This is a genomic window from Micromonospora sp. NPDC051227 (genome assembly GCF_044455385.1).
Classification (GTDB): Bacteria; Actinomycetota; Actinomycetes; order Mycobacteriales; family Micromonosporaceae; genus Micromonospora.
In genome coordinates, this window is record NZ_JBITET010000004.1 from 289,303 (window position 1) to 310,040 (window position 20,738).

At 71.3% G+C, this 20,738-nt stretch carries 20 protein-coding genes and 1 pseudogene; 10 read left to right on the plus strand and 11 right to left on the minus strand.

Annotated features, from left to right (window positions below):
* The first annotated feature begins 136 nt into the window (after nt 1-136).
* Nucleotides 137-1,447 carry an AI-2E family transporter gene (locus ACIA47_RS12780; RefSeq protein WP_396707715.1) on the plus strand — a complete coding sequence of 437 codons (1,311 nt, stop codon included), beginning with the start codon at nt 137-139 and terminating at the stop codon, nt 1,445-1,447.
* Between the two features lie 23 nt (nt 1,448-1,470).
* Here ACIA47_RS12780 and ACIA47_RS12785 read toward each other — a convergent pair whose 3' ends face one another.
* Complete coding sequence (locus ACIA47_RS12785) at nt 1,471-3,675, minus strand: ATP-dependent DNA helicase (protein WP_396707717.1); 2,205 nt, start codon at nt 3,673-3,675, stop codon at nt 1,471-1,473.
* A gap of 102 nt (nt 3,676-3,777) precedes the next feature.
* Here ACIA47_RS12785 and ACIA47_RS12790 point away from each other — a divergent pair, with 102 nt between their 5' ends.
* Entirely contained in the window at nt 3,778-4,284 is a 507-nt protein-coding gene (locus ACIA47_RS12790) for a DUF402 domain-containing protein (RefSeq protein WP_112674113.1), read from the plus strand.
* A gap of 24 nt (nt 4,285-4,308) precedes the next feature.
* Here ACIA47_RS12790 and ACIA47_RS12795 read toward each other — a convergent pair whose 3' ends face one another.
* Nucleotides 4,309-4,938, minus strand: a complete 630-nt coding sequence (locus ACIA47_RS12795; RefSeq protein ID WP_396707720.1) for a sigma factor-like helix-turn-helix DNA-binding protein — start codon at nt 4,936-4,938, stop codon at nt 4,309-4,311.
* 2 nt (nt 4,939-4,940) lie between these two features.
* A pseudogene (locus tag ACIA47_RS12800) lies at nt 4,941-5,048 on the minus strand (RNA polymerase subunit sigma-70); the annotation flags it as partial.
* Nucleotides 5,049-5,300: 252 nt separating this feature from the next.
* Between ACIA47_RS12800 and ACIA47_RS12805 the strand changes: the two are divergent.
* From ACIA47_RS12805 to ACIA47_RS12815, 3 genes are all read left to right on the plus strand, one after another.
* Nucleotides 5,301-6,242, plus strand: a complete 942-nt coding sequence (locus ACIA47_RS12805) for a PPK2 family polyphosphate kinase (protein WP_396707722.1) — start codon at nt 5,301-5,303, stop codon at nt 6,240-6,242.
* 127 nt (nt 6,243-6,369) lie between these two features.
* Nucleotides 6,370-6,996 carry a DUF47 domain-containing protein gene (locus ACIA47_RS12810; RefSeq protein WP_030327784.1) on the plus strand — a complete coding sequence of 209 codons (627 nt, stop codon included), beginning with the start codon at nt 6,370-6,372 and terminating at the stop codon, nt 6,994-6,996.
* Between the two features lie 4 nt (nt 6,997-7,000).
* Nucleotides 7,001-8,008: an inorganic phosphate transporter gene (locus tag ACIA47_RS12815; protein WP_203121735.1), complete on the plus strand. Its 1,008-nt coding sequence runs from the start codon at nt 7,001-7,003 to the stop codon at nt 8,006-8,008.
* Between the two features lie 56 nt (nt 8,009-8,064).
* On the opposite strand, the gene ACIA47_RS12820 is transcribed toward ACIA47_RS12815, so the two are convergent.
* Entirely contained in the window at nt 8,065-9,033 is a 969-nt protein-coding gene (locus ACIA47_RS12820) for a Gfo/Idh/MocA family protein (RefSeq protein ID WP_396707724.1), read from the minus strand.
* 209 nt (nt 9,034-9,242) lie between these two features.
* Between ACIA47_RS12820 and ACIA47_RS12825 the strand changes: the two genes are divergently transcribed.
* A complete protein-coding gene (locus ACIA47_RS12825) occupies nt 9,243-10,076 on the plus strand; it encodes an NUDIX domain-containing protein (RefSeq protein WP_203121739.1) in 834 nt (277 codons plus the stop codon).
* Nucleotides 10,077-10,157: 81 nt separating this feature from the next.
* Here ACIA47_RS12825 and pstB read toward each other — a convergent pair whose 3' ends face one another.
* The 7 genes from pstB to ACIA47_RS12860 form a co-directional block, all read right to left on the minus strand.
* Nucleotides 10,158-10,934 (minus strand): phosphate ABC transporter ATP-binding protein PstB, encoded by a 777-nt coding sequence (gene pstB / locus ACIA47_RS12830; protein WP_091402861.1) that lies wholly within the window; start codon nt 10,932-10,934, stop codon nt 10,158-10,160.
* Between the two features lie 17 nt (nt 10,935-10,951).
* The gene (gene pstA / locus ACIA47_RS12835; RefSeq protein WP_203121741.1) at nt 10,952-12,040 is read right to left on the minus strand and encodes a phosphate ABC transporter permease PstA; all 1,089 of its coding nucleotides are present in this window, start codon (nt 12,038-12,040) and stop codon (nt 10,952-10,954) included.
* Nucleotides 12,037-13,128 (minus strand): phosphate ABC transporter permease subunit PstC, encoded by a 1,092-nt coding sequence (gene pstC / locus ACIA47_RS12840; RefSeq protein WP_396707727.1) that lies wholly within the window; start codon nt 13,126-13,128, stop codon nt 12,037-12,039. The genes pstA and pstC overlap by 4 nt, the downstream gene beginning before the upstream one ends.
* A 42-nt stretch (nt 13,129-13,170) precedes the next feature.
* A complete protein-coding gene (gene pstS, locus ACIA47_RS12845) occupies nt 13,171-14,277 on the minus strand; it encodes a phosphate ABC transporter substrate-binding protein PstS (RefSeq protein WP_203121743.1) in 1,107 nt (368 codons plus the stop codon).
* A 291-nt stretch (nt 14,278-14,568) separates the two neighbouring features.
* Entirely contained in the window at nt 14,569-15,495 is a 927-nt protein-coding gene (gene mshD, locus ACIA47_RS12850; RefSeq protein ID WP_396707730.1) for a mycothiol synthase, read from the minus strand.
* Between the two features lie 58 nt (nt 15,496-15,553).
* The gene (locus ACIA47_RS12855) at nt 15,554-16,432 is read right to left on the minus strand and encodes a polysaccharide deacetylase family protein (RefSeq protein WP_396707732.1); all 879 of its coding nucleotides are present in this window, start codon (nt 16,430-16,432) and stop codon (nt 15,554-15,556) included.
* A 154-nt stretch (nt 16,433-16,586) separates the two neighbouring features.
* Nucleotides 16,587-17,306, minus strand: a complete 720-nt coding sequence (locus tag ACIA47_RS12860; protein WP_209444464.1) for a response regulator transcription factor — start codon at nt 17,304-17,306, stop codon at nt 16,587-16,589.
* Between the two features lie 241 nt (nt 17,307-17,547).
* Between ACIA47_RS12860 and ACIA47_RS12865 the strand changes: the two genes are divergently transcribed.
* The 4 genes from ACIA47_RS12865 to ACIA47_RS12880 all read left to right on the plus strand — a co-directional run bounded on the left by ACIA47_RS12865 (nt 17,548) and on the right by ACIA47_RS12880 (nt 20,737).
* Nucleotides 17,548-18,606, plus strand: a complete 1,059-nt coding sequence (locus ACIA47_RS12865; protein WP_396707734.1) for a hypothetical protein — start codon at nt 17,548-17,550, stop codon at nt 18,604-18,606.
* Between the two features lie 104 nt (nt 18,607-18,710).
* Nucleotides 18,711-19,499 (plus strand): DUF2993 domain-containing protein, encoded by a 789-nt coding sequence (locus ACIA47_RS12870; RefSeq protein WP_396707736.1) that lies wholly within the window; start codon nt 18,711-18,713, stop codon nt 19,497-19,499.
* A 105-nt stretch (nt 19,500-19,604) separates the two neighbouring features.
* The gene (locus tag ACIA47_RS12875; protein WP_310503780.1) at nt 19,605-19,682 is read left to right on the plus strand and encodes an Ms5788A family Cys-rich leader peptide; all 78 of its coding nucleotides are present in this window, start codon (nt 19,605-19,607) and stop codon (nt 19,680-19,682) included.
* A 206-nt stretch (nt 19,683-19,888) separates the two neighbouring features.
* Entirely contained in the window at nt 19,889-20,737 is an 849-nt protein-coding gene (locus ACIA47_RS12880) for a sulfurtransferase (RefSeq protein WP_112584191.1), read from the plus strand.
* Nucleotide 20,738 lies beyond the last annotated feature (1 nt).

Genomic DNA, 20,738 nt, shown 5'->3' on the forward strand with positions numbered 1-20,738 from the left:
CGGTGGCCGGCCGGTGGTTACGCCGGAGGTGGTCGGGGCATTGTGTGGCGGAACCGCCCTACGGTGTCGGGAACGGACGTATGCTGTCCGACCTGTCGCCGTCGGCGGGCCGGGTTTTTTCTGCCAGGAGGTGCGCTTGAGCCGCTTCGAGCGGGTACGCGGGCGGCTTCGCCGCGCCTACCAGTCACGACAGGAGTCGGCGCGCGCCGACGAGGGCGCCTCCAGTGACGCGCTGAACGACGCGTCGGAGGCGGCCGGGGTGGCGTCGCCGGCCGTGCCGGGGCCGACCGCGCCGTCGAGCGCCACGGTCTACGGCGGGGAACCTCCGGTGGACCTGCACAGCTCCACCTCCAGCCGGGACGACGCCGACGTTCCGCACGGGCTGCGGATCGCCGCCGCGTGGTGTTGGCGACTGATCGTGATCGGCGTGGTGGCCTGGGCGCTGCTGCGGATCGTCGGCACGATCAAGATCGTGATCATTCCGCTTGCCATCGCGCTGCTGCTCTCCGCGCTGCTCGCCCCGGCGGTGGGCTGGCTGCTGCGGGTCCGGTTCCCTCGGTCGCTGGCGACGGCTGTGGTGCTGGTCGGCGGCCTGGTCGCGGTGATCGGCACGCTGACGCTGGTGGTCAACGAGTTCATCCGCGGCGTACCGGAACTGAGCGAGAAGTCGTCCGAGGGTGTCCGACAGATCCAGAACTGGCTGAAGACGGGCCCGCTGCACCTCTCGGACACCCAACTCGACCGCTACATCGACGAGGCGCAGGCCTGGATCAACGACAACACCTCGAAGTTCACCAGCGGCGCGCTGAGCACCGCCGCGACGCTGGCCGAGGTACTGACCGGCACGTTGCTGGTCCTCTTCGCGACGTTCTTCTTCCTGCGTGACGGCAACCGCATCTGGCGTTTCCTGGTCCGGCTGCTGCCGGTGGCCGCCCGGTGGAAGGTCGACGACGCGGGCCGCGCCTCCTGGCACACGCTCGGCGCCTACGTCCGGGCGACAGTGCTGGTCGCCTTCATCGACGCGGTCGGCATCGGCATCTTCCTGGTCGTCTTCGACGTCCCGTTCGCCTTCCCGCTGGCCGCGCTGGTCTTCCTCGGCGCGTTCATCCCGATCGTCGGTGCGGCGCTCTCCGGCGGCGTGGCGGTCCTGGTGGCCCTCGTCGACAGCGGCCCGGTCACCGCGTTGATCATCCTTGGCGCGGTGATCGGCGTTCAGCAGATCGAGGGGCACGTGCTCCAGCCGCTGATCATGGGCCGGGCGGTGGCCCTCCACCCGCTCGCCGTGATCATCGGCATCGCCGCCGGTGTCGTACTCGCCGGGATCACCGGCGCGCTGGTCTCCGTGCCGCTCATCGCGGTGCTGAACACCGCGGTCCGCCGGCTTGCCGCCCGACGGGTCCCGGACACCCCACCCGACGCCGTCGTGGTCGCCGCCCAGGCACCCTAGACCTGCGGCGGCGCGGCGACGCGTCAGGACTTGGCCAGGCGCTCCAGGGCACCTCGGGCCACCTCGGGGCGGGTCGTGTACCAGAACGGGGGCAGCGAGCGGCGCAGGAACGGCCCGTAGCCTCGGGCCGTCTCCAGCCGGGAGTCGAGCACCGCGACCACGCCCCGGTCGCCGGTCGCGCGGATCAGCCGGCCCACGCCCTGGGCCAGCCGCACCGCAGCGATCGGCACGCTGACCGCCGAGAAGCCGGAGCCGCCGCCCGCGTCGACGGCCGCCGCGCGGGCAGCCGCCAGCGGTTCGTCCGGGCGGGGGAAGGGCAGCCGGTCGATGACGACGAGCTGGCAGGCGTCACCCGGCACATCCACCCCCTGCCAGAGCGACATCACCCCGAACAGGCAGCTGGCGCGCTCCTCGCGGAAGCGACGCACCAACAGCGGCAGCGCCTCCTCGCCCTGGAGCAACACCGGCAGGTCGGTCCGCGCGCGCAACAGCTCCGCCGCCTGCTGCGCGGCCCGCCGGGAGGAGAAGAGCCCGAGAGTACGACCACCGAGCGCCTCGACCAGCCCGAGCAGCTCCTCTCCGGCAGCCTCGGGCAGCCCGGAGACGCTGGGTCGGGGGAGGTGCGCGGCGACGTACAGGATGCCCTGCCGGGCGTAGTCGAACGGCGAACCGACGTCGAGTGACCGCCACCCGGGGCCCTCGGTGGCCGGCACGACGGCGTTCGGGGTGACGTCGCCGGCGAGGCGACGGCCCGGCGCTTCGGCAGCCGGCCGACCCGGGCCGGTGCGGGCGGCCAGCGCGGCCGCGGCGGGGGTCGGCGGGGCGGGCGGTGGTGCGTCCAGCCCGAGGGCGCGGGCGACAGTGTCGAACCGGCCGCCCAGCGCCAGGGTCGCCGAGGTGGCCACGACGGTGCGTTCGTCGTACAGGTGGGTGGCGAGGGTGCCGGCCACCGACAGCGGCGCGACCACCAGTGCCCGGCGGTTGCCGCTGTCGTTCTTCTCCACCCAGGCCACGTCGTGGTCGCCCTCCTCCAGTAGCCGCTGCGCGGTGGTGGAGAGCTCGTCCAGGGCGGCCTTGGCCTGCTGCTTGCGGACCGGGTCGGGGTCGTCGGCCTTGATGTCGCCGATCGCGTCCAGGGCGGAGCGGGTCGCCGCGTCGAGCAGCGTGCACGCCTCCCGCAGTGGCGTCGGCAACCCCGAGGTGATCCGCCCGGCCGGTGCCTCGGCCAGCCCGACCGCCAGGGCGTCACCGGCGGCGGTGAGCGCCTCGGCGGTCTCCGGGCGCAGCAGCGTACGGGCCCGCCGGGTGGTCCGGTCGATCAGCTCCGGCACCAGCTCGGCCTGCGCGGCGGAGGAGACCCGGTCGGCCAGCTCGTGCGCCTCGTCGACGATGAGCAGCTTGTGCGGCGGCACGATGTGCCGGTCGGCGAGCATGTCGACAGCGAGCAGGCTGTGGTTGGTCACCACGATGTCGGCCTCCCGGGCGCGGGCCCGCGACGCCTCGGCGAAGCACTCCTGCCCGAACGGGCAACGGGCCGCGCCGACGCACTCGCGGGCCGGCATCGACACCAGCCGCCAGGCCTGGTCGTCGACGCCCGGGTCCAGCTCGTCCCGGTCGCCGGTGGCGGTCTTCTCGGCCCAGTCGCGCAGCCGCTCGACCTGCTTGCCCAGCCGGCCCGCCTCACCGAGCCACTTCGTCCCGGCGCCGGGGCGCGCCGCGGGGGCGTCGAAGAGGGTGTCCTCCGGCTCCTCCTCGGTGGAGTTGTCCAGTCGGGCGAGGCAGAGGTAGTGATGGCGGCCCTTGAGCACGGCGAAGGTGGGCCGACGGCCGAGCACCGGCTCGACCGCGTCGGCGAGCCGCGGCAGATCGTGGTCGACCAGCTGGGACTGCAACGCCAGGGTGGCCGTGGAGACCACCACCGGGCCGTCCACGGTGAGCGCCGGCGCGAGGTAGGCCAGCGACTTGCCGGTGCCGGTGCCCGCCTGCACGAGCAGATGCTCGCCGCCGGCCACGCACTCCTCGATCGCCGTGGTCATCTGCAGTTGGCCGGGGCGCTCCGCGCCGCCGGGCACCGCGCCGACCGCCGCCGCCAGCAGCTCGGTGCCGCTGGGCCGGGCACCCCGCCGCCGGCCCTTGGCACGGGCCGACGGGGTGGCGGAACCGGTGGCGGTGCGGGGCGGAGTCACCGTGCGACGGTACCCGGCGCCGCCGACACCGGCCGCGCCCATCCGCCGCGTGGCGCGATGCCGACCGGGGCGGGCGTCGCGGCCGACCCCGTCCGGTTACGGCCGCGCTACGACGCGTGGGCAGTATCGGTTAGGGTGCGAATCATGCCGAGCGACATGGTCCGCGTGATCTACCGCAAGTACGACGGCAGCGCCCACCGCGACTACCCGGCCCGCCGGCTCACCGAGGACGATCTCGGCATCTGGCTCGGCGTGCCCGAGGGCACCGAGTCGGTCTACCACGGCCGGCCCTCGGTGGAGAAGATCCCGTTCGTGCTGTTGGTGCCACACCGCGCCTGGTGGACGGCCATGTTCAACCCTCCGCCGCGCACCAGCGAGGTCTACTGCGACATCACGACCCCGGCCCGCTGGGAGTCCGACGACACCGTCCACCTGATCGACCTGGACCTGGACGTCGTCCGGCGGCGGGCCACCGGCCTGGTGGAACTGCTCGACGAGGACGAGTTCGCCGAGCACCGGGCCCGGTTCGGCTACCCGGACGACGTGGTGGCCGAGGCCGAGGCCGCGGCACAGCGGCTGTTCGGGGCCCTGGGCGACGGCACCGAGCCGTTCGCCACCGCGTACCGCAAGTGGTTGGCTCTGGTGGTCTGAGGCCGCACGCCCGGTCGGGCCGGCTCACCACCGTGGCGGCCAGCCGTCGTCGGCCGCCAGCGGCGGCAGGTCGGTCAGCTTCTCCGGGTTGAGCTGGTTGTAGATGGCGGTGATCCGGCCCTGGTCGACAGCCAACGCGGTGACCAGGCGGATCGGTCGCCCGTCGCTGTGCGTCGTCTCCAGCTGTAGGCCGAGAATGCCGTCGACGAGCACGGGCCGAGCCAGCACCCGGTCGACGTACCGACCGGTCCGGCCGAACAGGCCGAGCGTGAGGCGAGCCACGGAGTCCGCACCGAGCACCGGCCAGCGGGCTGCCGGGAAGTGCCCGCCCGAGTCTCCGACGAAGACCACGTCCGGCGCGAGCACCTGAAGCAGCTGGTCCAGCTCGCCGGACTCGGTCGCGGCGACGAACGCCTTGAGCACCCGGCGTTGCTCGGCCGGGTCGGCGGTGTGCCGGGGTACGCCCGGCGAGGTGACCGCCCGTCGGGCCCGGGAGGCGAGCTGCCGGGCCGCCACCTCGGTGGTGCCGAGCACACCCGCGACCCGGGCGAATGGCAGCGCGAACACGTCGTGCAGCACGAGGGCGACCCGTTGCTCCGGTGGGCCGAGCGGAGCACGTCCAGGCAGATCCGAGCGCAGGTAGTGGTCAGCCACGCGGACAGGTCCCGGATCTCGGCACGGGCCGCCGTGTCGGCCAGCGCCCCTGCGTAGCGCAGCCAGGTCTCCTGCACCGCGTCCTCCGCCTCGCTGCGGCTGCCCAGCATCCGGCGGGCCACCGCGAGCAGTCGGCCCCGCTCGGCCTCGAACTCCGTCGCCAGCTCCCGCACGACCCACCACCCCTTCCGGTTGGCGTCCCGGCCTACATCCTCCCGCCGAGTCGGCCCGCCGGCAGCCCCGAGGCGGCCCGGTGGACCGGTGCCTGCCGTGGGCGGAGGTCGGTCGGTGCCGATCAGCGGGCCGGGTTTGGAGGTGACTCTCGGCGGGCGGAACGGCGGTGGGTGGGCGATGATCCGTGCATGAGCGCACCCGAGCAAGGGCAGATCGTTGCACCGGACGGCGGTTCCGTGCGGGACCTGCTGCGGGTCACCGCGCCGGTGGATCTCGGCGCGATCGACCCGCGGTCCATGCCCGGCCTGCCGGAGCCCGCGGGCCGCGGCGAGCACCGTAAGACCTGGGCGCGGGAGCAGGTGGAGCTGGTCGGCGAGGAGTTGGGCCGGCAGCAGGAGATGCTCTTCGCGATGGCCAAGACCGGGTCGGAGCGGCCGGCGCAGCGGGTGCTGCTGGTGCTCCAGGCCATGGACTGCGGCGGCAAGGACGGCACGATCAAGCGGGTGGCCGGCGCGATGAACCCGCTGGGCCTGCACATCCGCTCGTTCGGGCCGCCGACCCGTCAGGAGCTGCGGCACGACTTTCTCTGGCGGATTCGCCGGGAGCTGCCACCGCCGGGGTACGTGGGGATGTTCAACCGTTCGCACTACGAGGACGTGTTGATCGCCCGGGTCGGCTCGCTGGTGCCGGAGACGACCTGGCGAGCCCGCTATGACGAGATCAACTCGTTCGAGCGGGAGCTGACCGAGGGCGGCGTCACCCTGATCAAGGTGATGCTGCACATCTCGTACGCCGAGCAGGGCGAGCGCCTGCTGGACCGGCTCAGCGACCCGCGCAAGCACTGGAAGTACAACCCCTCCGACCTCGACTCGCGAGGGCACTGGGACGATTATCAGGCCGCGTACGCCGAGGCCCTGAGCCGGTGCGGCACGGACGCCGCGCCCTGGTTCGTGGTGCCGGCGGACCGCAAGTGGTACCGGGACTGGGCGGTGGCCCACCTGCTGCGTGAGACGTTCGACACGCTCGAACTGGGGTATCCGGCTGCCGATTTCGACGTGGCGCGGGAGCGGAAGCGGCTGCTGGCTGGGGGAGTGGGTGCGGGTGGGGCGGCCGAGATGAACAGCAGGTGAACGACCGGTGAATGGTGCCTGGCCAGGGGTGGGCCGGCGAATTCCCCGTTCTGCCGTTTCCTAGCATTCACCGGGCGGGCGCTCTCGGGCGCCGCCACCCTTCCACCGACGCGACGAGGTCTGTGCTGTGAAGTTTTCCTTCCGCCCCACCGAGGGCGCCTTCTACGAGCTCTTCACCAGGGCCGCGCAGAACCTGGTCCGGGGCACCGCGCTGCTCAACGAACTGGCCCTGCCCGGCGTGGACGTGCAGTCCGTCAGCGAGCGGCTGACCGAGGTCGAGCACGACAGCGACCAGATCACCCACGAGCTCTACAAGAAGATCAACTCGACGTTCATCACCCCGTTCGACCGGGAGGACATCTACCGGCTCGGCTCGCTGCTGGACGACGTGATGGACCACCTGGAAGCGGTCGGCGACCTGCTCTACCTGTACGGGCTGACCGAGCTTCCGGCGCTCCCCCGCGAGTTGCACGAGATGGTCAACGTGCTCGACCAGCAGGCCAAGCTGACCGCCGACGCGATGCCCCGGCTGAAGTCGATGAAGGATCTCGAGGACTACTGGATCGAGTGCAACCGGCTGGAGAACGAGGGCGACCGGATCAACCGGCAGCTGCTCGTCCGGCTCTTCTCCGGTGAGTACGACGCGTTGACGGTGCTGAAGATGAAGGAGGTCGCCGACGAACTGGAGGCCGCCTGCGACGCCTTCGAGCACGTGGCCAACACCGTCGAGACCATCGCCGTCAAGGAGTCCTGAGCCGGTGTCCCCTGAACTCATCGCCGTGCTGGCGGTGATCGCGGTGGCGTTGGCGTTCGACTACACCAACGGCTTCCACGACGCCGCCAACGCGATCGCCACCAGCGTCTCCACCCGGGCGCTGACACCTCGGATCGCCCTCGGGCTCGCCGCGGTCGGCAACTTCGTCGGCGCCCACTTCGGCGCCGGCGTGGCCAAGACCGTCGGCGACGGTCTGGTCACCCTCCCCACCGGGGTGAACAGCCTGGGGGTGGTCTTCGCCGGGGTGCTCGGGGCGATCGCCTGGAACCTGATCACCTGGTACTTCGGTCTGCCCTCGTCGTCCTCGCACGCGCTTTTCGGTGGTCTGGTCGGCGCTACCCTGCTGTCCACCGGCGGCATCGTGCAGTGGGGCAACATCGGCGAGAAGGTGCTGCTGCCGATGGTGCTGTCGCCGATCGTCGGCCTCACCCTCGGTTACCTGCTGATGCTGGCCATCCTCTGGCTGTTCCGGAAGGGGCAGCCGGGCAAGCTCAACCGGGGCTTCCGCTGGGCGCAGACCGTCTCGGCGGCCGCCATGTCGGTCGGCCACGGCATGCAGGACGCCGCCAAGACCATGGGCATCGTGGTGCTGGCGCTCTACACCGGTGGTTTCCAGGAGAGCAAGACGCACATCCCGGGGTGGGTGTTCTGGACCTCGGCGACCATGCTGGCCCTCGGCACGTACGCCGGCGGCTGGCGGATCATCCGTACCCTCGGTCGCAAGATCATCGACCTGGGACCGCCGGAGGGCTTCGCCGCCGAGACCGTCGCCAGCGCGGTGCTGTATTTCAACGCGCTGGTGCTGAAGGCGCCGATCTCCACCACCCACACCATCACCTCAGCGATCATGGGTGTGGGCGCGACCAAGCGACTCTCCGCGGTTCGCTGGAACGTGGCCGGCAACATCGTGCTCGCCTGGATCATCACGTTCCCGGCCGCCGCGCTGATCGCCTGCGTCACGTACCTGCTGGTCCGGCCGCTCTTCGGCTGAGTTTCCGGAAGGGCCCCCGGTCACGGTCTCGCCGTGGCCGGGGGCCCTTCCGCTGTTCAGATGTAGCGAACGCCGATCTGCTCGCGGACCGTGTCCAGCAGGGTCATCACCTCAAGGGTCGTGGTGTGCGGCACCACCGGGCTCTCGGTCAGGCCGGCGGCAAGGCAGCGCTGCACCTCGATCGCCTCGTACTGGTAGCCGTTGCCGGCCCCGTCGGCGACGATCGTCTCCGGCTCCGCGCCGGCCCGGTGCACTGTCACCGAACCCGGCCGGAAGAACGGCTCCGGCAGGTCGATCCGCCCCGTGGTGCCCGTTACCGAGGCGGTCTGCCCGCTCAACCCGACCATGCCGCAGCTCAGGGTTGCCAGGGCTCCGGTGTCGTAGCCGAACAGCATGCCGGTGTTCTCGTCCGTGCCCTCCGGGCCGAGCTGCGCCCAGGACCGGATGTGCTGCGGCACCCCGAGCAGCAGGTGGGCCAGACTGATCGGGTAGATCCCCAGGTCCAGTAGGGCGCCCCCGCCCAGCGCCGCGTTGCGCATCCGATGCTCCGGCGGGAACGGCCCGGCCACCCCGAAGTCGGCCCGCACGCCGGTCACCGTGCCGATCGCCCCGTCCGCGATCAACTCGACCACCCGCAGGATCACCGGATTCAGCCGCATCCACATGGCCTCCATCAGGAAGACACCGGCGGCACGGGCAGTGTCGATCAACTCCGTGCTGGTGGCCAGGTCGAGGGTGAACGGCTTCTCCAACAGCACCGCCCGCCCGGCGGTGAGGCAGGTCATCGCCGCCTCGTAATGCGCGGAATGCGGTGTCGCCACGTAGATCGCGTCCACCTCCGGGTCGGCGGCCAACTCCACCCAGGAACCGTAGGCGCGCTTCGCGCCGTACGTGTCGGCGAAGCGCCGGGCGCTCTCTGCGGCGCGGGAACCCACCGCGACCAACTCGGCGTCCGGCACCAGCCGGAGGTCTTCGGCGAAACGGCTGGCGATGTGGCCGGTGGCCAGGATGCCCCAACGAGTCATGCCGGAACGCTAGCCGAGCCAGGTGAACCGCCCGCTGCCCGGCCTGCTGCTACCCGACCCGACGCTTCGGGCCTGACGCCCTGATGAGCGTGATGACTCTGAGGCATATTGATGCCCCACAGTCATCATGCTCGAATCGTCGACCGAGCCGACCGCTCCATCGCCCAGCGCGCGGCCGGCGTTCCCCCGGCGGGAACTAGGCTCGCGGCATGACGATCGACAGTGCCGGTTTCGCCGCCCCGGCCGCTCTGGTCGAGCACGCCCGCCGGTTCCAGGCCGAGGGTGGCACCCCGGCGACGCCGCGGGTCGCGGCCACCGTGCTGCTGCTGCGTCCGACCGGCGCCGACTTCGAGGTGTACGTCATCCGCCGGGTCGCCGCGATGACCTTCGGCGGGATGTACGCCTTCCCCGGCGGCGGGGTGGACCGCTCCGACTCGGAGACGCACCTGGACTGGGCCGGCCCGACGCCGGGCGAGTGGGCGGACCGGCTCGGAGTGGCTCCGCAGGCCGCGCAGGCGGTGGTCTGCGCCGCCGCGCGGGAGGTCTTCGAGGAGGCCGGCGTACTGCTCGCCGGCCCGAACCGGGAGACAGTGGTGGGCGACGTCAGCGGCGACGACTGGGAGGCGGCCCGGCAGGACCTGGAGGGGCGGCGACTGGGCTTCGCGGCGCTGCTCGCCGATCGTCAGCTCGCCCTTCGGTCGGACCTGCTGCTGCCGTGGAGCCGGTGGATCACGCCCGAGTTCGAGCCGCGCCGCTTCGACACGTACTTCTTCATCGCCCTGTTGCCGGCGGGTCAGCGGACCCGCGACGTCTCCGGCGAGGCCGACCACACCCTGTGGATCCGCCCGGCGGACGCGCTGGCCCGCGCGCAGGCCGGCGAGCTGACCATGCTGCCACCGACAGTGGTCACGCTGGCCCAGGTGGCGGCGGCCGGTGACCTGACCGGGGTGGCGCGGGCGGCAGCCGACCGGGACGCGGCCACCCCGATCACCCCGCGCCTGGACCTGCCCCCGGACGGCGAACCCCGCTTCGTGCTGGGCTGACCACGGGCCCTGCCGCAGCGCTGGACATGGCACCGGCGCCCACGCCGGGAGGCGGGGCGCCGGTGACCGGACGTGGTCGGCTCAGCCGAAGCGGCCGGTGATGTAGTCCTCGGTCTTCTTCACGCTCGGGTTGCTGAAGATCTTCTGGGTGTTGTCGTACTCGATCAGCCGGCCCGGGTCGCCGGTCTTCTCGATCGAGAAGAAGGCGGTCCGATCCGAGACACGCGCAGCCTGCTGCATGTTGTGCGTCACGATGATGATCGTGAACTTGTCCTTGAGCTGGAACATCAGGTCCTCGATCGCCAGCGTGGAGATCGGGTCCAGGGCGGAGCACGGCTCGTCCATCAGAACGACCTGCGGCTCGACCGCGATGGTCCGGGCGATGCAGAGCCGCTGTTGCTGACCGCCGGAGAGGCCCGCGCCGGGCTTGGCCAGCCGGTCCTTGACCTCGCCCCACAGGTTCGCGGCGCGCAGGGCCTTCTCGGCCGCGTCCTCCAGGATCGACTTCTTGCGGACCCCGTTGAGCTTCAGCCCGGCCACCACGTTCTCGAAGATGCTCATGGTGGGGAACGGGTTGGGCCGCTGGAAAACCATGCCGATGGTGCGCCGGACCGCTGTGACGTCCACGTCCCGGTCGTAGATGTCCTGGTCGTCGATGGTCAGGCTGCCCTCGACCCGGGCCCCCGGCAGCACCTCGTGCATCCGGTTGATCGACCGCAGGAACGTCGACTTGCCGCAACCGGACGGCCCGATGAGGGCGGTGACCGTTTTCGGCTCGACCGTCAGGTTGATGTTCTCGATCGCCTTGAAGCCGCCGTAGTACGCGGTGACGTTCGAGGCGGAGACGCGCTTTGCCATGGTGGTACCTCCGGGGTTCATCGGCTGAGCCTGTTGCGACGGGCCAGCAACTTCGCCGCGATCGTCAGGATGAGCACGAGGGCGACCAGGGTGAGTGCCGCGGTCCACGCCCGTGCCGGGGCGTACTTCGACGCGTCGCCGGCCTGCTGGTAGACGAAGAGGGACAGCGACGACTGGCTGTTCTCGAAGGGGTTGGTGTTGATCGCGGCGCCACCGCCGGCGACCAGCAGCACCGGCGCGGTCTCACCGGCCGCGCGGGCGATGGCGAGCATGACGCCGGTGACGATGCCGGGCAGCGCCGTCGGCAGCACCACCCGCAGGATGGTCTTCCACTTGGGTACGCCGAGCGCGTACGCGCCCTCGCGCAGTGGCGCCGGTACGAGGCGGAGCATCTCCTCGGTGGACCGGACGATGGTGGGCAGCATGAGCACGCTCAGCGCGAGCGCGGCGGCGAAGCCGGAGAAGCTGGGCCGACCGTCGTTGAACCACGGCGACACGATCAGCACCCAGAACGCCAGCACGAAGAGGCCGGAGACGATCGACGGGATGCCGGTCATCACGTCCACGAAGAACCGGATCGCGAAAGCGAACTTGCCCCGCCCGTACTCGACGATGTAGATCGCGCAGAGAACGCCGAGCGGGACGGTGATCAGGGTGGCGATGCCGACCTGCTCCAGCGTGCCGACGATCGCGTGGTACGCGCCACCGTTGGCGTCCCGCGGCCCGATGTTGTTCATCGAGGCGTTGAAGAAATCGGCGTCGAAGCGCTCGGCGCCCTTGCTGACCAGCGTCCAGACGACCGAGGCGAGCGGCAGCACCGCCAACACGAAGGCGGAGTGGATCAGTGCACTCCAGGTGCGGTTGCGGGCCGATCGGCGCCCCTCGACCGCGTTGGCGGCGGCGAAGAGGCCGACCAGGTAGAGGATCGCGCCGAGGACGACCACGAGGACGGGGCCGCCGATGCCGGTGCCGTAGACGACCACGGCGGAGAGCGCCAGGGCCGCCACGGCGATGGCCGGGGCGGCGTACCAGGGCAGCCGCTTGGCCCGCAGCGAGTCGGGCTGGGCCGGCGGCCGGGTGCGGTGGGAGGTGGCGGTTGTGGTCATGCGGCCGACTCCGTGAACTCCCGGCGGCGGTAGATGATCGCCCGCGCCGTGATGTTGACGATCAGCGTGATGGCGAACAGCACCAGACCGGAGGCGATGAGCGCGCCCCGGCCGGTCTCGTTCGCCTCGCCGAACGCGTTGGCGATGTTGGCGGCGATGGTGTTGCCGCCGTTCTGGATCAGGTTGAACGAGATGCCGAAGGTGATGCCGAGGGTCAGTGCCAGGGCGATGGTCTCGCCGAGCGCCCGACCGAGGCCGAGCATCATTGCGGCGATGATGCCGGGACGCCCGTAGGGGAGCACCGCGGTGCGGAGCATCTCCCAGCGGGTGGCGCCCAGGGCGAGGGCGGCCTCCTCGTTCGCGGTGGGAGTCTGGAGGAACACCTCGCGGGAGAGCGAGGTGATGATCGGCAGCACCATGATCGCGAGCACCAGGGCCCCGAGCATGACCGATTTACCGAACGGGCCGTCGCCGCCGAAGATCGGGATCCAGCCGAAGTACTCGTTCAGCCAGACCGAAAAGTCCCGGACCGGGCTGCTGAAGACGTCACGCCCCCAGAGGCCGAAGACCACGCTCGGCACCGCGGCCAGCAGGTCGATCAGGAAGCCGAGCGCGGTGCCCAGCCGGCGCGGCGCGTAGTGCGACAGGTAGAGCGCGATGCCGAGCGCCACCGGCACCGCGATGAGCAGCGCGAGCGCCGAGCTGAGCACGGTGCCGAAGGCCAGCGCACCGATGCCGAACTTCGGCTGGGTGTCGTTGGGGGACCAGCCCTCGTAGGACCAGAAGTTCTCGGTGTTGGCGCGTAGGGCCGGCACCGCCTTGGCGACCAGGAAGATCGCGATGGCGGCGATGATGACCAGAACGGCGGTGCCGGCGGCCAGGGTGAGACCGCGGAAGGCCCGCTCGGCGCCGAACTTACGGCTGCGCGGCAGCGCGCCGCCGCCGCCCAGCCCGGTGCCGCCCGGGGAACGGGTGCTGACTGGTGCCTCGGCCACACGCGCCGAGGCACCGGCGGGCCACTCGTGACTCTGGGTCACGCGCGTCCCGCCGGTGCCGGCGTCGGCCGAGCGGTGAGGGGTTTCACCCATCTGCTCGCTCGCTTCGATTGAAGGTGATGTCAGACAGTTTCGTCAGGAGATGTTCTTGACCGACGCCTCGACCTTGGCGCGGACCGACTCAGGCAGCGGCGCGTAGCCGATTTCGCTGAGCACCTTCTGGCCCTCGGTGCTGGCGGTGAAGCCGAGGAAGCTCTTGACCAGCGGAAGCTTGTCGGCGGCGAGGCCCTTGTCGCAGACGATCTCGTACGTCGCCAGGACGATCGGGTAGGCCCCGGCCTCCTTGGTGTTGTAGTCGATCTTCATCTTGAGGTCGTTCCCGCTGCCGGTGATCTCGGCGCCGGCGATGGTCTTGCCCGCGTTCTCCAGGGTGAGTTCGGCGAACTCGCCGGCTCCGTTGCCGATCTTGGCCATCTTGAGGCTGGCGTTCTCGGCGAAGGAGAGCTCGACGTAGCCGATGGTGCCGTCGGCACCCTTGATGACGCTGGTCACGCCGTCGTTGCCCTTGCCCGCGGTGCCGCCCGGGGCCTTCCACTCCTTGGCCTTACCGAAGGTCCAGTCGGCCTCGGCGGTCTTGGTGAGGAAGTCCGTGAAGTTGTCCGTGGTGCCGGAGGAGTCTGAGCGGTGTGCGGTCTGGATCGCGATGGAGGGCAGCTTGGCGTCCGGGTTGTCAGCCTTGATCGCTGCGTCGTCCCACTTGGTCACCTTGCCGGCGAAGATCTTCGCCAGGGTGGCCGGCTTGAGCTGCAGGTTGTCCACGCCGCTGACGTTGTAGGCGACGGCCACCGGGCCGATCACCATCGGCAGGTTGATGGCCTTGCCACCGACGCACTTCGCGTCCGCCTGCGGCTGCTCCTCCGGCTTGAGCGCGGAGTCGGAGCCGGCGAAGTCGGCGGTCCCGGCGATGATCGCCTGGATGCCGGCGCCGGAGCCCGAGGGCTCGTAGTTGATCGTGCTGCCCTGGCACTTCGTCTGGTACGCCTTGATCCACTCGGCCATGGCGTTCTTCTGCGCCGACGAGCCCTGGGCGTTCAGCGTTCCGGTAGCGCAGTCGACCGCGGCGGCCGAGCCCGAAGCGCTTGCGCCGGGGGCGGGCTCGTTGTTGTCCGAGCCGCATGCGCTGAGGCCGAGCGTCGCGGCTAGGGCGAGGCCGGCAATAGCGCCGTACCGCTGGAGCTTCACCTGAGGGGTTTCCCTTCGCGTCTGACTTGGCGCCCCGAATCCGGGGCCCGAGGACCGGCGATGACCGGCTGACACGAAAGTTAGAAGTGCCAGGTAGCCGGTTCGCCGGTCGCAAGTGAACGCAAGGTGAACACGTACGGCCCCTGAGATGACCGCTTGCCGAGGGTGAGTTGTCCGTTAAGTGAACCCGGGTGCACCTGTCGGAAGTATGGGCATATTTCCGGTTCGGCGTTATCCCGCCGACGCTCAGCCGTTATCCGTCGGTGACGCGCTCGGCGCGACGGCCGACGGTCAGCCCAGGTGGTAGTTGATGTGCGCGGACCAGCGGGCGAAGCCCAGCCGCTCGTAAAGCGCGACGGCCCCGGTGTTCGAGTCGTCCACAAAGAGCATCACCCGGTCGAGGCCGCGCTTGTCCCGCAGGTGGGCCAGCCCGGCGGTGGTCAGGGCCCGGCCGAGCCCGCCGCCGTGCGCGGTCGGCTCCACCCCCAGGACGTACACCTCGCCGATCCGGGCCGACCCCGGCCGCTCGTGCACCTTGGTCCAGTGGAAACCGAGCAGTCGGCCGGTCGCGGTCTCCTCGGCGAGCAGGAAGCCCGCCGGGTCGAACCACGGCTCGGCGAGGCGGACCCGCAGGTCGTCCGACGTCCACCGGCCCTGTTCGGGGTGCTCGGCGAAGGCCCGTGCGTTGAGAGCCAACCAGGCCGCGTCGTCCGCCCCGGGCCGGAACGCGCGTAGCGCCACCCCGTCGGGCAGGTGCGGCTCACCCAGCGGGGCCGCCAACGGCCGGCGCAACTGCCAGAGCACCCGGGCGCGGGCAAAGCCGAGGTCGACGGCGAGCGCGGCGGCCGAGGGGTGGTCGCCGTGCGCCCACGCCCGCAGCGGCCCGGTGGCCGAGGCGAGTACGCCCCGGGCGAGCGCCCGCCCGGTGCCCCGCCGCCGGTACGCGGGGTGCACCACCAGCTCGACCCCGATCCCACCGACCGGGTCGGTGGTGTCCAGGTGCGCGTACCCGATGAGGGTGCCGTCGTCGGCGCGGGCGATCAGATGAACGGCGGGGGCGTCGGGGTCGCGCAGCCGCAGCAGGACGTGCTCGTCGAGCGGGTCCGCTCCGTCCGTGTCACCTGCGGCGCTGGCGAGGGCGAGTACGTCGGCGATCTCCGCCGGCGCCAGTTGGTCGCTCCGGGTCACCTGGTCGCTGGTCGGCTCCGCGCTGCTCATCCCGCCACCGTATCCGTTGCGTGTCGTGACGCCCGGAGCGTCGCCGTAAAGCCGCGGCTCACGTCGGGTCGGTGGGGAGTGCCTCCAGCTCGAACCGGGCGGTCAGGTCGGGCAGGATCCGGCGCAGCGCCTCCACCGTGCCCTGCCGGTCCCCACCGGCGTCGTGCAGCAGCACCACCGAGCCCGGTTCGGCCTGGCTCAGCACCGTCGCGGTGATCTTGTTGGCACCGGGTAGCTCCCAGTCCGACGGATCCACCGACCAGTGCAGCGGGGTCATGCCGAGTTGCCGCGCCACCGACACCACCGGGTACGTCCAGGCCCCGCCCGGCTGGCGGTACCAGACGATCGGGGCGTTCGGCACCGCCGCCCGGATCGCCGCGTTCGTGCGCAGGAGGTCGGAGCGGATCGCGTCGGCCGACCGGGCGCCCAGGCCGACGTCGTGGTGCCAGGAGTGGTTGCACAGGGTGTGCCCGGCGTCCACGATCGACTGGACCAGGTCGGGGTGGTTCTGCGCGTTCTCGCCGACCACGCAGAACGTGGCGCGCACGTCGTATTCGCGCAGGAGGGCGAGAACCTGCGGCGTGTAGCGCGGGTCCGGCCCGTCGTCGAATGTCAGCGCGAGCCGCGGGGTGCCGGTGGTGGCGTGCGCGCCGAACAGGTTGTCGCCTCCGGCGTCCCGTCCGGACCCGTCCTGGCCGGCCTCGGCTGGGCCGGTCTCAGCCGTGTTTGTGCTGGCGCTCGGGGCTCCGCCCGGCTCGCCAACGCTGGGTTGGTCGGCGTAGTGCGGTCCGTCGGCGCTCGTGGTGACACCGGTGGACTGCCGAGGCGTCTGGTCGGGGACGAGGCTGCGGCCCAGCACGTACGCGGAGCCGAGAAGCCCCGCCACCACCAGCGTCACGATCCCCGCGGCCCGCGCGGTGGAGCTGCCGCGCGTCACGACTTCCGCCTGGCTTGCCGGTCACGCCGGCCCGTCGCCCCCGTGTTCAGTGCGCGCACCATCGCCCCTTTCTCCGACAAACCCGGCAGTCAGAATAGAGCCACCAAGCTGCGCAAAAAGGGCATATGGGAAATCGCCCGGAGTGGTCTCCGGATCAGACCGGCACTGGCGCGTGCTCCGCCTCGGGAAGCGACCGCGACGGCGGAACGACGAACTTGTAGCCGACCTGGCGGACGGTGCCGATCATCGACTCGTACTCCGAGCCGAGCTTGGCGCGCAGCCGCCGGACGTGCACGTCCACCGTGCGGGTGCCGCCGAAGTAGTCGTAGCCCCAGACCTCGCGCAGGAGCTGGTCCCGGGTGAACACCCGACCCGGGTGCTGGGCCAGGAACTTCAGCAGCTCGAACTCCTTGTAGGTGAGGTCGAGCGGACGGCCCTTGAGCTTGGCCGCGTAGGTGTCCGGGTCGATGGTCAGCTCGCCGGCCCGGATCGAGCCACCCGCGCCAGCGGTCGCGTTGCTGAGCCGGCCCACCGCCAGCCGCAGCCGTGCCTCGACCTCGGCGGGGCCGGCCGAGGCGAGGATGACGTCGTCGACGCCCCAGTCGGCGTTGAGTGCGATCAGGCCGGCCTCGGTCACCACCGCGACCAGCGGCACGCCGAGCCCGGTCGCGTGCAACATCCGGCAGGTCGCGCGGGCCTCGCTCAACTCCGATCGGGCGTCCACCATCACCGCGTCCGGGCTGGGGCCCGCGACCAGGGTGCGAACATCACGCGGCGCGGTGCGGACCGAGTGCGGCAGCAGGTCGAGCGCCGGCAGCACAGCCGACGGTTCTCCTGCGCGTGCGGTCACCAGCAGCAGGATCTCCACGATCACCTCCGTCCCGGCGGCGCGAGGCCGCACGCGACCAGTCGCACTCATCGAGGAGTGCGCTGAGAAATTGCGTGGTCCCGGCGTCGCTGACGGGCGGGTAACGCGTTGAGCCTAACCGATCGCCTCGGCCGCGCCGTCAGGCCATTTCCCGTTTGTCTACCTTGCCCCTGATCGTGGCCCGGATTTTAACGCCGCTGAAACCCGTGACCACCGCGTCGGGCCGTCGGTCTGGCACGATCGGGTCGTGTTTCCCTCCACCTCGCCCGAGGCCGGCCGCGAATCGTGGCCCGCAGGGCCCCAACCGGGTCCGGCCGCCGCAGCGACGCGCGGCCAACCGCCCGCGCCGCGTACCGGTCCGGCCACCACCGATGGCGACCGCCGCGAACGGGGTGGGCCGCGCCGTGCCCGTCGCGCCGGCGAGCCGGCCCGCCGATCCGAAGAAGAGATCGACGAGCCGGAAGAGGAGGTCATCCCCCCGGTTGCGGTGCACCGTCAACTGGCGCTGACCATCGCCGGCTTCGCCGCGCTGCTCGGTGTCGGCCTGGTGCTCGGCGCGCAGACGTCGGGCCCCGGTCACCGGCTGCCGTTCGCCTTCATCATCTTCGGCGTCCAACTGCTGTTCGTGCTCGCCTGGACGATGGCCATGCGTCCGCCCGCGCTGTTGGTGGTCGCCGGGATCAGCGCCGCGGTCGCGGCGCTGGCCGACATCGCCGCGGTGCAGACCGACGTCGCCGGCCTGGCGCCACTTGGCTACCTCGCCGCCGGTGGGTTCCTCGCCGCGGTGCTCGGCCAACTGGTTCGTCGGGTCGACCGGGTCCGGGTCACCGACTCCCTCGGCGCCACGCTGCTCATCGTGGTCGGGGTGGTGGCCTTCGGCACCCTGATCGTGCTCAGCCGGATCCCGGCCGGCACCCAGGCGATCACCGTCTGCCTGACCGCGAGCGGTGTCGCGCTCACCGTCGCCCGGATCACCGACGCCGTACTGCCCTGGCCCCGGCTCGCCCCGCAGGTGCCCCGGGGCGCCGCCGGCGTGGTGGCCGGCGCGATGGTCGGCACGCTGACCAGCGCCCTCCTCGGCAGCTACCTGGTGGCTCCCTTCACGCCGACCCGGGCCGCCGTGATCGGCCTGGTCGCGGCGGTCACCGCCGTCCTCTCCGACCTCGCCGTGGGGTACGCGGAGGCGGGCCGGTTGATGGCCGGCGAGCCGCCCACGATGTGGGTGGCCCGGCACATGCAGGGCCCGCTCGGCGGTTTCGCCCTGGCGGCGCCCGCCGCGTACGCCATGTGCATGCTCTTCCTCTGAGTCACGGTTGAGCGCTGAGCCGGTCGGGTACCTACGGGTGCGCCGCCGTGCGGCGTCGGTACGAACGACCCGTCGCGACGCGACGGGCGGAGACAGGAGGCGGCGTGGCGCAGGACTATCCGGTGAACGAGGCGCGACCCCGACGGCGTGGCCGCAAGCTGCTCATCGGGCTGTTCGTGCTGCTCCTGCTGCTGGCGGGGTTGCTGGTGGTCGCCGACCGGGTCGCGGTCGGGGTCGCCGAGCGGATGATCGGCGACCGCGTACGCCAGGAGATCGCCAAGCAGGGCGCGCAATCCGCAGCGCCCGAGGTGGAGGTTGGCGGAACCCCGTTCCTCACCCAGGTGCTGGACGGCCGTTACCAGCGGATCACCATCAACCTGCGGGACGTGCAGGCATCGGTCGAGGGCGACGCCGTCCGGCTGCCGGTGCTCGATGTGACCGCCCGCAACGTTCGGGCCTCGCTGGACACCCTTCGCACCGGCCAGGGTGACGTCGTGGCGGACACCGTCAACGGTGCCGGCACGATCAGCTACGAGAGTCTGGCCGCGCTGCTGAACCGCCCGGGTCTCACCCTCGGCGAGCAGAACGGCAAGCTCACCGTCAAGGCCCCGGCCGACATCCTCGGTCAGAAGCTCACCATCAGCGGCACCGCCGACGTCACCGTCGCCGACAACGGCGCGGTCGCCCTGCGGTTCAACGACCTGGACGCCGCGGGTCTGCCGAACCTGCCGCTGGCTCGGGCCTTCCTGAGCAACTACGCCAAGAGCATCTCCATCGATGTGCCCCTGCCGGAGTTGCCGTTCCAGCTCGCGGTCCGGGAGGTCCGTCCACTGCCGGAAGGGCTGGCGGTCACCGCCGACGCCAAGAACGTGCCGATCAACTCCGCTGGCTGACGCCGGAGGCGCGGTGGGACGCCGAAATCCTCGGCGATCCCGGCGATTCCCGGATGGTGGTCGGCCCAGTGGCAGCACGGTCACTGGCTGGTAGGCTCCCTGGCCATGGGGACCCACCTCACCAAACGGCGCGCGGTCGACCTGTGCCGCGTGGCCACCTGCCTGTGTCGCCCCGTCATCTGACGGCGGGGCTGTCTCCGGTCGCCTGACGGCGGCCACCGGCACAGGGTTCTCGCACCCTCCGGTTATCCCACCGAACGCCCGGCAGCGGCGCCGTCGCACGAACCCGTGATCCCGTCCTTCCGCTGGGTCCCGCGCGTGGTGCGACAGTTACACCCATCGATTCGCGCGCGTTGGCTCACCATCCATCCTCACCAGGGAGTGATTCGATGAGTCGCGACACCGCACTCGTTTCGGCCGAGTGGGCCGAGAAGAACCTCGACGCCCCGGGCGTCGTCTTCGTCGAGGTCGACGAGGACACCTCGGCCTACGAGACCGGCCACATCGCCGGCGCCATCAAGATTGACTGGAGGACCGACCTCCAGGACCAGGTCCGCCGGGACTTCGTCAACAAGACGCAGTTCGAGGCGCTGCTCTCCGAGCGGGGCATCAGCAACGACGACACCGTCATCCTGTACGGCGGCAACAACAACTGGTTCGCCGCGTACGCCTACTGGTACTTCAAGCTCTACGGCCACCGTGACGTGAAGCTGCTCGACGGCGGCCGCAAGAAGTGGGAGCTGGACGCCCGCCCGCTCGTCACCGACGCGGTGTCCCGCCCGGCGACGCAGTACGTCGCGCAGGAGCCGGACACCTCCATCCGGGCCTTCCGTGACGAGGTCGTCGCCGCGATCGGCACCAAGAACCTCGTCGACGTGCGCAGCCCCGACGAGTTCGCCGGTCGCCTGCTCGCCCCCGCCCACCTGCCGCAGGAGCAGGCGCAGCGGGCCGGCCACATCCCCACCGCGATCAGCGTGCCGTGGTCCAAGGCGGCCAACGAGGACGGCACCTTCCGGTCCGACGACGAGCTGCGCAAGATCTACGGCGACGCGGGGCTCGACGACGGCAAGGAGACCATCGCGTACTGCCGGATCGGTGAGCGCTCGTCGCACACCTGGTTTGTGCTTCAGGAGCTGTTGGGTCACCGCAACGTCAAGAACTACGACGGCTCCTGGACCGAGTACGGCTCGCTGGTCGGTGTGCCGGTCGCGCTCGGCGACGAACCCGGGGAGGCCTGAT

Bases quoted from the DNA above. Each gene is read 5' to 3' on its own strand.
- ACIA47_RS12785 (WP_396707717.1), bottom strand. From the start codon at position 3,675: ATGGGCGCGGCCGGTGTCGGCGGCGCCGGGTACCGTCGCACGGTGACT.
- ACIA47_RS12790 (WP_112674113.1), top strand. From the start codon at position 3,778: ATGCCGAGCGACATGGTCCGCGTGATCTACCGCAAGTACGACGGCAGC.
- ACIA47_RS12805 (WP_396707722.1), top strand. From the start codon at position 5,301: ATGAGCGCACCCGAGCAAGGGCAGATCGTTGCACCGGACGGCGGTTCC.
- ACIA47_RS12820 (WP_396707724.1), bottom strand. From the start codon at position 9,033: ATGACTCGTTGGGGCATCCTGGCCACCGGCCACATCGCCAGCCGTTTC.
- ACIA47_RS12825 (WP_203121739.1), top strand. From the start codon at position 9,243: ATGACGATCGACAGTGCCGGTTTCGCCGCCCCGGCCGCTCTGGTCGAG.
- pstB (WP_091402861.1), bottom strand. From the start codon at position 10,934: ATGGCAAAGCGCGTCTCCGCCTCGAACGTCACCGCGTACTACGGCGGC.
- pstA (WP_203121741.1), bottom strand. From the start codon at position 12,040: ATGACCACAACCGCCACCTCCCACCGCACCCGGCCGCCGGCCCAGCCC.
- pstC (WP_396707727.1), bottom strand. From the start codon at position 13,128: ATGGGTGAAACCCCTCACCGCTCGGCCGACGCCGGCACCGGCGGGACG.
- mshD (WP_396707730.1), bottom strand. From the start codon at position 15,495: ATGAGCAGCGCGGAGCCGACCAGCGACCAGGTGACCCGGAGCGACCAA.
- ACIA47_RS12875 (WP_310503780.1), top strand. From the start codon at position 19,605: ATGGGGACCCACCTCACCAAACGGCGCGCGGTCGACCTGTGCCGCGTG.
- ACIA47_RS12880 (WP_112584191.1), top strand. From the start codon at position 19,889: ATGAGTCGCGACACCGCACTCGTTTCGGCCGAGTGGGCCGAGAAGAAC.